We start from the raw sequence: 10917 nt of genomic DNA, 5'->3' as shown, positions 1-10917 counted from the left end.
TGATAGTTGCGATGCTCAAACTTTGGACTGGTCAAAGTTGCGATATCAGCATACGGCAGCAGTTCGGTCGGTGCTGATGGAAAAATACAGTCCAGCAATGGCGAATAAAATGTTATCTGCGCTGCGGCGGGTGTTGAAGGAAGCATGGCGGTTGGGCTTAATGTCTACCGAGGACTATGGACGGGCTACTGATATTCAATCTGTGCGGGGTAAAAGTTTACTGAAGGGGCGGGCGCTGGATGCCGAAGAAATTGCTGCCCTTTGGGATGATTGTATTCAAGATAACTCCAATTTAGGGGCGAGGGATGCGGCATTGTTGGCAATTTTGACGGTGGGGTTGCGGCGTTCTGAGGTAACACATCTTGATTTGAGCGATTTAAAACCGCGCAGTCGGTCGCTAACTATACGGTCAGCTAAGGGACAAAGTGAGCGAATTGTTTACTTACCAGAAGCTGGAGTCCTGGCGGTGCAGGATTGGTTACTGATTCGGGGGAAGTCTGCGGGTCCTTTGTTTTATCCGTTGGATAGGGGACATAAAATTATACAACGGCGGATGAGTGAGCAGGGGGTACTGCGGGCATTGCAACGCAGAGGGGAAGCGGCGGGTGTGGAAGAAGGGTTTACGCCGCATGATTTTAGAAGAACGTTTATTAGTGATTTGTTGGATGGGGGTGCAGATATTGTTACGGTATCCAAGCTGGCTGGTCATGCGTCAACTAATACTACGAGTAAGTATGATAGGCGGGGGGAAGATGCTAAGAAACGGGCGATAGATTTATTAAATGTGCCTTACAAGAGGCGTTAGAGTGGGGATGCTCCTATTTCTTTTGGGTGCGGCTCTTTTAGTTCTGGAAGTGCTTCTGGATGAGAAACTTAGTTTTTCATCTCTATGGGTATTTTGCTGATCTAAAAAGGCGTTATGATGTTTTTGATTTTGACCAACATAACCTGTGAGTGAAGTAAGAGCCGACTATGATGGTGCTTGGAAGGAAGGTGTAGAACAATACTTTGAGGCGTTTCTGGAATTCTTTTTTCCAGAGATTCAAGCAGAAATTGACTGGACGCGAGGTTATGATTTTCTCGATCAGGAACTTCAGCAGTTGATGAGAGAATCTGAAGTTGGTAAGCAATTCGTTGATAAGCTGATTAAAGTTTGGCTTAATGATGGAAAGGAAACTTGGTTGCTGGTACATTTGGAAATTCAAAGTCAAGTAGATCCCAACTTTGCCCAACGGATGTTTTCTTACCATTACCGAATTTTTGACCGTTATAACCAGGAAGTTGTAAGCTTGGCAATTCTAGGGGATAATCAAGCAAACTGGCGACCGCAAGAATATAGTTATGGACGTTGGGGATGTCGCTTGAGTCTTCAGTTTCCCATTGTGAAACTACTGGACTATGAAGCGCGATGGTTAGAGTTAGAACAAAGTGATAGTCCTTTTGCCGTAATGGTGATGGCACACCTGCGGACACAAGCGACAACTCAAGATTTAGCAGGTAGATTACGCTGGAAGTTGAGCCTGATTAAACGGATGTATGAGTTAGGCTATAGTAGGGATAAAATATCTCAACTATTCCGGTTGCTAGATAGATTAATGACTTTACCACCGGATTTAGACTTGAATTTCAAAGCCGAATTGGAGCGTTTTGAGGCTGAACAACAAATGACATACATGACAAGCATAGAACGCATAGGCAGAGCGCAGACTCTACAGGAGTCTATCGCTGAAGTTTTAAAAGCTCGATTTAATCACGTTCCCCCTGAATTGATTGAGCAATTGAATAAAATTTATGAGCTTGACAGACTGAAGCAACTATTGAAACAGGCTAGTATTACAGGGTCAATTTCTGAATTTCAGCAAAAATTCAGCCAAGAAAATACAGATACAAGTGCTTAATTGAACATGACTCTCTAGAGGGAATACCTTTGAGAGTGGGGGTTGGAATACTAAAGTCCTAGTTTGTCTTTCAATACTGCCTCATCTTTGAAGCCAACCAACATTGCTGTGCCATCTTTGACGAAAAGTGGACGTTTGAGCAGCATGGCATCTTGAGCGAATGCGTCAATCCACTGTTGATCAGTCCAAGTCTTCTTTTCTTCACCTAAAGCACGGTATGATTGGCCGGAGGTATTACGCATGGGCGCAAAACCCAAGGACTTCACCCAGTTTTGAATCATGTCACGGGTGGGCGGGGTTTCTTTGGTGTTAATGAATTCACAGTCAATGCTGTTATCTTGGAGCCAGGTAAAAGCTTTTTTACAAGTGCCGCAGTTGGGGATACCGTAAACTTGAAGGGACATAAAAAGTTAATCAACAAATTCCATGATATCTATTTATACATGGCTAGTTTAACTTCTGGCGATGGTGCGGAGCGCAGTGCCGGAGGCGATCGCTCCAAGTGTATGATTAATTTGGGCAAGGCTTTTGGTAACATTTTCTAACTTTTCTGACAAGTGACTCGGTTGTTGTGCTTGTTGCTGAGGTGATGTCGATTCTATACCCTGTTCTATACTCTGGGTGAGATGCCCCAACATTGTTTCAATTTGTTGTAAACGATTCTCTACACTCGAAGTATTATGTACCTGATTGGCTTCCAGTGCTGAGAGTCGGTTGATGACATGGTGTAGAACATTTTCTATACTATGGTCAGCGACTTCCGTCTGCCCCAGGACTTGATGTAGACTTTGGACTACTAACTCTGTGGCTGAGGTGTTGCGTTTTTTGGCTTCGGCTCTAAGTGCTGCAACTAAAGATTTGGTTCGTTTAAAATTTACCGATTCCCGTTCTATGGCCATGAAAACACCCGCACTCTAGCAATACCCTTCTTTAGTTAGCTTACAGCTTGTTGGTATGTCCGTTGCCATCTCTGCTTTCTACCTGACTGTGGCAAAGGTATCTATTGCTGCTCCTTCGCTTCCTGGAATTTAGCCAAATATTTCAGGCTAGAGACAAATGCGATTGCCTACGGCACTGCGCTTCGCGCAGTGCCGTAGGCAATCCTTGTGACGCTTTCTTTAATCCTGGTTTGAAAATGTGTTGATTGCAGGTTTGAGAATGATGCACAATTAGTAACATTAATTTGAAGCGATTTGAATTTGGTTTATTTAAGATAGTTTTGGGATAACTAAGGTATAAACCCGAACTTTTGAGCTTTTTCAAAGGGAAGTAGTAATTGGGTAACAGGTAAAACCTAGCCCTCATAAGGGTACAACTCAGCATGGCTAAATTTTTTCAGGATCACATGTGGCAAGACAGTATTTTTGCCATCAAGCTCAGTTGTAAAGTCAGCGATTTTGAGGCTTTTTATGGTCAGTTGCTTGAGAAGCTACCTCAAACATCGGAAGAAACCAGGAGGCGTAATGCAGGCACGATTGTGCGGCGATTTTTCCCAGAGAGAACTCTTAACCAACCAACACGGTTGACATTTCGTAACTACAAAGATGAAAACTTGTTACAGCATTTGATGCGGTATCAGTTCTTGGTGAGCGAGCCAGTTATTGCGGACTTTGCCAAACTTCACGTTCTTAACTGCGAACCAGGCGAGATTTTGGAGTTTGGGGAGTTGGCTGACTCCTTTCTTCAACAAACCTACGGAGAAGTTAAACCGAAACTCAAGCAGAGGTTGAGTGCAGCTCTACAAGCAACTGGATTAGTGACGCGATCGCAAAAAATCATGTATATACGAGACCAAACGGATATAGAACTTGCTTTTGGCGTACTGCTCCATGTATTGTTTGCTCCTCAAGCTACAACAATCCCTGTCAAAGATATTCTCAATCATGTGTTTTGGCGCTACTTAGGATTGCGTTCGCCTAGCGATGTAGTTAAATTGTTGCGTTGGCTAGAAGCTAAGAAAATAATCGTTAAGTATGTACGTGCTGACCAGTTGGAGCAAGTTACCACGGCATACAGTGCTGACGAAATATTCAATCACAAGAGGTTGCTGTGAATGTATCTGAGTTTGTAACCGTTATAGATAGTTTAGCCCGTGGAGTACGTAGTGGGCGTTATCTGTTTTTTGTTCAAGAAGAAAAAGAAGACAAACTCTTGAACCTGCTTCGCGCTTCTCTAAAAGGTGGCAAGTTACCTAATCATCGCCTGCAAACGCTAAATATCAACGAACTTGCAGAGCCATTACCGAATCGCGAAGCTGTATTAAGATTAACAGAGATACTAAAAGAACAACTCCAACAAATCCGCAATATGGGGATACCTCAAATTTTGGTTTTGACCAAACCAATGCTACTGGTTCGTTACCAAATAGGACTGTCACCCCTTTACGAACACTACCTTGCGGATGGCACAACTGCGGTGGTTGTGTTGCCATCAGTTTCCTCCGTAGAGTTATCAGACGCTTTGCCGAACAGTGCAAAAGTGGATACAGAGATACTCAGGAGGCCCTTTCCAGAAGTCGGACGAGCCGAAAGTCCCTTGATTGAACTTTAAGCCACACACTTTGAGGAGAAGTATATTTTGAATGCAGAACTAGCCCCATTACGGGAACTGATTGTTCCTAAAGCCAAACGACCCGAAACAACCCTATCACTGGTTGAGGCACTACGTAAACCAGTAGAAACCGTCGAAACTTATATTTTTACAGACTCTATTCGAGCTTACTTTAACCAAATTTTTGAAGAAGTAGTTGCTGAACGCGGTCAGGCGTTTTGGATTCAGGCGGAGTATGGGGCTGGTAAAACCCACTTTCTTGGTACGTTGGCTTCTTTGTTAGGGGAACAACCAGATACCACTAAACAGGAAATTTGGGATGTTGTCAGTGATGGTGATATCCAAAATGAGCGTTTTAAAATTCAACCCCAGAGGCTACTTCCAGTAGTGTTTTCTTTGCGGGGAGAAGGAGGACAAAGTGGAGCGTTAGAGCGAAGTCTCCTTGACATTATTGCCCGTGAAACAGCTAAATCATGGGAATTGCAGCGCGATTGTCATCCTGGCTTACCAAATTTGAAGGTGACAACAGATGATGATTTATTGGAGTGGTATCGAAACTGTGGGGAAGGTTTACGTTCCGATATTGAGAGATTTGTTAAAGCAGAAACTAGCGTGACGCTGGCAGAATTGCGTTCAGAAGAAGGGGATAGTGCAACTGCCGAACAAATTATGCATTACTGTCAGTGCAATGGCATTAAGCCTGATGTTGCTATCAGCACAAAGGAAAGAGTTAAACACATTTATCAGCAAATTCACGAAGCTGGGTATACAGGTATATTGCTGGTTATGGATGAATTTGCTTTCTGGCAAGACCGGGGAAAAACAGATGAACAAAGGGCATCTGATGAGGAAACTCTAGAAACAATAGGTCATGTATTGCCTAGAGACGAAGGGGCAAACATTTGGGTAATTCTAGCATCCCAGAAGGCTGCTCCTACCAAGTTGAAGGGCGATCGCTTCAAGGAGCTAAGTTTGTTAGCTGATAGGAACCAAACAGATTATTACACAATTGCTTCCCGCAGAATTCGAGATATACAACCCCACCGAGAACCAGAACTTAACCAATATTATGACTTTTATCGTAATAACTTTAAATTTTTAAGATTAAATAATATTAGCTACGAGCAATTTATAGACCGTTTCCCATTTCAACCTCGTGCATTTGATATTATCCGCCGAATTACCAGGGAGAATTTGCCCTCAGCCAGATTTGGTATAGGCGTGCTGTTTGACCTTATCAAAAGGGGAGAATTATTACAGCAAAATCGGCTAATTATTGCCAATGATTTGCTCAAAAGTAGTAGTTTGATTGATGGATTTAAAGACACACTTTATGAAGATAGCTATCGAGCATATCAGGAAGCAAAAGATAGTGTTAAAGAATTTGAAATAGATCCTTCGGAACGCCCAATTGCAGATAATATACTTGGTTTTTTATTTTTAGAACATATTGCTCACCTTGATTCTGGAATAGAATATTGGCTGAAAATATCAGATATTGTAGAAGCAACGCTAACCCAATCTGATGTGCTACTGAGTGAGGATACAATTGATTCGTTATTATTTCAATTAAGAGAGTTAAGTCAAATAGAATATCAATCACAAAAGCAAGTAGTAGGTGATAGACAAGCTCGCTTTATTTCGGTTGAAAGCGATAGATTTAATCCAATTGGTAAGTTTAGAAGTGCCAAAGGTAAAATCCCAACTGATGAGGGCAAACTTTTAATAACCTGGCGAGAAATTATTCTAGCTTCACCGAATAAAACTTTTGGCAAAGACAACTTATTAAACAAGTTCAGTTTAAACACTACAGCCTCAAAGCGCGTTATCTATAAACGCGTGGAGTACAAACAGGAAGTTGTGCTGACAGATCAGTGGAACAGTAGCGCCTATGGTAGTCAACTAGATTTAGATAACCATGCGCGAATTGTTATTTTGACCTATCCCGGTGAAATTGATTCTTCAGAAATTTTAGATGACCGGATTGCTGTTGTAGCTCCCGCTGTACTGACTCAATCAGCTAAGGAATTAATTCGAGATTGGCTAACAGTTGATGCCTTAGAGGAAAAATACCGCAATGATGCAACAGCAGATGGGGAGAAGATGCGGGAGTTTCTTAAAGAGAAACGGCGGGAAATCGTTCCAGAAATCCAAAAAACTCAAGTTGATGCTTATCGGAAAGGAAAAGTTTTTACACGGCGCTCTCTGGGCATTAAGCTAAGTGATATTTTTCGTCAAGCTACTGCGGAACAGGCGATTGAGTCCATAGCTCAAAAGCTACTGGCAGACGCTTACACTCAGCCATTAATCAATGCTTCAGAGTTTAAAAGCGGAAAAAACTTGGAATTGGCAGATGTGCGTAAAGTATTTGAAGGATTGTTAACCTCTAATCCATCGGTTGCTAATCGAAATGCTGTGGAAAATTATGGAGTTGGACTGGGATTAACGTCTGATCAAAATTCATCGGCATTTAATCCTCAAAATTGCCAGGTTTTTGAGATTTTGCGTCAGCAACTAAATCAGCATCAAGGTCGAGTAACAAGAACTCAGATTGAGAAGCTATTAGTTGCTTCGCCTTATGGATTGACAAGGGATTTACTATCTCTCTACCTGATGTGTTTCGTACATTACGGCAACCCACGAGCGGAGCTAGAGTTGAGCCATGATAACACCATTCAGCTACAAAATGGTACAACTCCACCTAAAGGGCGGCTGACAACAGATACAATCCGACAGGTCAAGTGGAGCAACAAATTTGACCGGGAAATTCGCGTTCTCCAAGAGTCTGTTGGGGTTGACTGGAATCAAGTAGTTCCTTTTGCCCGCATCCTGGATGACACCTTGACAACGACAACAGACTCACAACAAAAGTTAGAGCAGGAGGAGCGGCTAAAACGCGCTTGTCAGGCATTGGGGCAGCGAGTAGCATTTGTAGATAATAGTTTAAGAAGCTTGGCTAGAATGTTGGGTTCTACCCTTCCAGCATCAGTATCTGGGCAACTTTTACCTTTGCAGTCACTAACTCAAACTTCAGATTTAGATAATTTCTTTGAAACTGCCCAATCTCAATTTGAGAGTGAGCAACAGCTAGCAAAGATACTCTTGGATTTCGTGGATCTGGAAAACTTATCCCATCTGAGTACAGATTTGGGGGCAGATCGGGCTTATCTGCGACAACTGAAGGATTCACTGCCATTCGATGCAGATCCGTTACGCCACAGCCTGGATGAAGTGCTGGTGAAGTTTAATTTGGAGCAGATGCTAGAGTCGCCTAGTTTCCAAGAGAATTTGCGATCGCAGCTGGAACAGATCAAAAGTGAGTATATCAACCAATACCGCATCCATCACCGCGAGCATTACCAAGCGGTGCAAACTTTACGCACTGACTTAGCTGGGGCGGAAGAAAAGTTGAAAACTTTGGAACGGTTAAATACTCTTAGTGAACTTGGTTTACCCGTCACTCTCAATCACCGACAGCTACAGCAGGCTTTACTAAACCAGCTACAGGTCTGTTCAGTGACCGATTTGGAGTTGCAGCAGGGTTTAGCACATGATCCATTATGTGGGCATTGTCGGTTGGAATTACGGCAATCAGTCCCCACTGATCAGGTTACAGCTTGGCAACAGGATTTAAACCGGGCAATGATAGAACAGTTTGCTCGGTTGAAGAGCGAAACGGTTAAACGCCTGCTCAGAAATGCCGAGACTGAATATCTAAAGAACCTGCTGCAAGTTCTTGAGTCAGGTAATGCCGAGGATCTCGTTGGGTTGTTGACGGATGAGGGAACGCAAATTCTCCAATCCCTCTTGCAGCAAGCGAATGTTGTTTCTGCCACAAGCGATGTGCTTGTACAAATAAGGGAAACTTATCCTACCATAGAGCGCCACCAACTAAGAGAAGTTGTGCAGGCAATGGAACTACTTCTAGAGGCAAAGTTTGAAGAACTGGAACAAGAAAATCGAGGTAAGACTGTACGAATTAACCTTGAGTAATCTGGAGTAATTTGGTCAACAATTGGGAACAGTTAAAAATAGAGAGCAATCCAGGTTGTGTCGGGATCAACGCGAAAATGTGAGACCGGATTTTATACCTCAATTACCAGGGCTTATTCCCAATAAACCGAGGTCGAAGTTCCCTGTTTTTACTTTTTCTAGGTAGCGATAGCGCCGTAACTTTTCAGTTCGCTTAAAATTTAGGTAACTTATATTACCAATTTTTCGCACATCACAAAATCGCGTTGCTCCCGGTTGTGTCTATTGATTCTGACCCACTTTCCCCATCCTCAACTGCCAAAATCGGTGCTTTGGGGAATTTTTCTCTAGCGTATAGTAACTTTCATAACGTAAAATACTTAGAATAATATTCCCAGTCTTCACTCCCTTCCAGGCTCCCAAAATACTAGATGTGACATTTTAAGGTGCATAATGTGAATTACGAGGTAATTGTACAGATTTTAGGGCGATCGCCCCAAGGCTTCACCCCATTTGAAATTTTAGACCACCTTCTGGCTCTACCCCAGTATCAAGGACGTAGCAGAAGTAGTATTTTTGCTGAACTATTGCCTGTCCTTCAAAGTTTACGAGATTCCCAAGAAGTTGCTCATGTTTCTCCCCGTTGGGTGCTAGTAAAAGCACAAGAAAACTCTTCAAAAGAAGTTAATAATAAGTTTACTGAACAAAAGAAAACAGAATCAACATTAGCTATAGAACAAGAGGTAAATCCTGTTGTATATGTTTCACTGGATTTTGCTAATCCAGAAAATACAACTAAAAAACCGAAAGATACTAACAGTATCAATAATGCTGAATTTGATTTTCCGCTTGAAAAACTTAACTTATCCATGCGTGCTTTTAATTCTTTGAAAAAAGTGGGTATTAATACCCTCAGAGAACTACAAAACTATTCCGATGATTATTTACTGAATATCAACGGTTTCGGGCAAACATCACTAGATAATGTCCGTTCAGCATTAGCTATGTTTAAGCCAACGCCATATTATAAACAAATTCAAGAAGTTTATTTCCAGCCAGAATATTTAAAACTTCGTTCTTTACAAATACCTACAAATTGTTTATCCACATCTCCCCATCTGCGTCAATTTGTGAGTCAATATTCTACAGTTACCCACTTGGTAGATGCTTTTGAAGCAGGGGAAATAGCTCTAGATACACACCAATACGCAGAAATTAAAGTTGCAATAAATCCTTTTCAATCATTGCGTGATGCTTCTAATGACTATCTAAACTGGCTTGCAAGCCTCTCACAGTCCACACTGATTGAAGTCTTAATAAAACATCAGTGGACACCAGACAAGCTAAAAGAATTATCTCTCCGCCAAATTTTATCAGCGATTCCCTCAGATGCCCGTGAAATTACCCGTAAGGCTATTACTTCTGGCAGAATCCCTTCAAAAAGTTTTACTACCATTGCAGAAGAGATAGATGACTGCTTTGGTCACTTGAATGACCAACAAAAAATTGTCTTCAAGCAACAGTTAGGTCTTCAAGATGGGCAGCGAAGAAACCTTGCGGATATTGGTAGAGATATAGGGGTAAGTCGAGAAAGAGTACGGCAGATTACAGATAAAGCAAAACGTAAATTGAGTCTAATTAATAATGATACGATTTTCCTACAAATTAGACGTGTAGCAATCGATGCTTTATATTCTACTGGTTGCATCAATAATATTCAAGATTGGTGTGAAGATATAGCCCAGGTATATCCTCCTGGTGAGATTCATTTACCATCAGTTATTTTATGTATTATAGACTTTATTCCTGAAATACATAGTATTCAGATTTCGACAGAGCAATTTTTCTATATAGCTCCATTCACTGGGCAAGTATTTGAAAATATACAAGATTGTTTGGCAGAGTTTTGGACAGAACAAAGATTTAGCGATCGCTCCCAACTTCAAGAAATTATACTACCTCTTTTACCTGAAGAGATTACTAATTATGAGCAAGCTGCAAATAATTTGATTAAAGCCTGCTGTAATGAGCCTATTACGGGCATATTCAGCAAAAATAAATGGAATTTAGGAGATTATGCTTACTATGTTATATATGAGGCAGGGAAAGCCCTTAAGTTCTCAGAAATAGGTCAAGGAATCAAACAGCTTAAGCCGGACTGGAGAGCAGATAATCTAAAAAGGGCTGCACAGGGATTGGTAACAAGACATCCAGAAATTATCCGTTCTGGTAGTGGTACTTATGGACTACGGGAGTGGGGAACTATGGAATATAGTCACTTTCGTGAAGTCTTGCTTGACTATCTCAGTAAACAGCCTTTACCTGTAAATACTGAAGATATCTATAAAGACTTGAGCCAGAGCCAGTTGTACTCAGTTACTCGTGCCACAGTATCTACATTTTTATATGAACACCGAAACCTTTTCCAGAAATTTGGGCGTAGCAATTTCTATGGAGTTACAGGAAGGCGCTACGAATTACCTGAACAGAATTTAAT

Annotated in this window: 8 protein-coding genes; 6 read left to right on the top strand and 2 right to left on the bottom strand. The window is 41.7% G+C overall.

Annotated features, from left to right (window positions below; genetic code table 11):
- Both VB654_RS17135 and VB654_RS17130 read left to right on the top strand, forming a co-directional pair.
- On the top strand, positions 1-805 hold an 805-nt coding region (locus tag VB654_RS17135; protein ID WP_323215020.1), incomplete at its 5' end, for a site-specific integrase.
- Positions 806-950: 145 nt separating this feature from the next.
- Positions 951-1898 carry an Rpn family recombination-promoting nuclease/putative transposase gene (locus VB654_RS17130; protein ID WP_323215019.1) on the top strand — a complete coding sequence of 316 codons (948 nt, stop codon included), beginning with the start codon at positions 951-953 and terminating at the stop codon, positions 1896-1898.
- Positions 1899-1948: 50 nt separating this feature from the next.
- On the opposite strand, the gene VB654_RS17125 is transcribed toward VB654_RS17130, so the two are convergent.
- Together VB654_RS17125 and VB654_RS17120 are read right to left on the bottom strand one after the other, a co-directional pair.
- Positions 1949-2302, bottom strand: coding sequence for a Spx/MgsR family RNA polymerase-binding regulatory protein (locus VB654_RS17125; RefSeq protein ID WP_323215018.1), 354 nt, complete (start codon positions 2300-2302; stop codon positions 1949-1951).
- A gap of 48 nt (positions 2303-2350) precedes the next feature.
- Positions 2351-2797, bottom strand: coding sequence for a hypothetical protein (locus tag VB654_RS17120; RefSeq protein ID WP_323215017.1), 447 nt, complete (start codon positions 2795-2797; stop codon positions 2351-2353).
- Positions 2798-3243: 446 nt separating this feature from the next.
- Here VB654_RS17120 and VB654_RS17115 point away from each other — a divergent pair, with 446 nt between their 5' ends.
- From VB654_RS17115 to VB654_RS17100, 4 genes are all read left to right on the top strand, one after another.
- Entirely contained in the window at positions 3244-3951 is a 708-nt protein-coding gene (locus VB654_RS17115) for a hypothetical protein (protein WP_323215016.1), read from the top strand.
- A complete protein-coding gene (locus VB654_RS17110; RefSeq protein WP_323215015.1) occupies positions 3948-4448 on the top strand; it encodes a hypothetical protein in 501 nt (166 codons plus the stop codon). Before VB654_RS17115 ends, VB654_RS17110 begins: the two co-directional genes overlap by 4 nt.
- Before the next feature lie 27 nt (positions 4449-4475).
- The gene (locus VB654_RS17105; RefSeq protein WP_323215014.1) at positions 4476-8441 is read left to right on the top strand and encodes a hypothetical protein; all 3966 of its coding nucleotides are present in this window, start codon (positions 4476-4478) and stop codon (positions 8439-8441) included.
- A 434-nt stretch (positions 8442-8875) separates the two neighbouring features.
- Positions 8876-10917, top strand: a 2042-nt coding sequence (locus VB654_RS17100; protein WP_323215013.1) for a DNA-directed RNA polymerase subunit alpha C-terminal domain-containing protein, incomplete at its 3' end; no start/stop codon positions are given.

Source organism: Nodularia sp. UHCC 0506, assembly GCF_034931045.1.
Lineage (GTDB): Bacteria > Cyanobacteriota > Cyanobacteriia > Cyanobacteriales > Nostocaceae > Nodularia.
The sequence above is the reverse complement of the archived record's forward strand: the minus strand, read 5'-3'. Positions and strand labels throughout refer to the sequence as shown.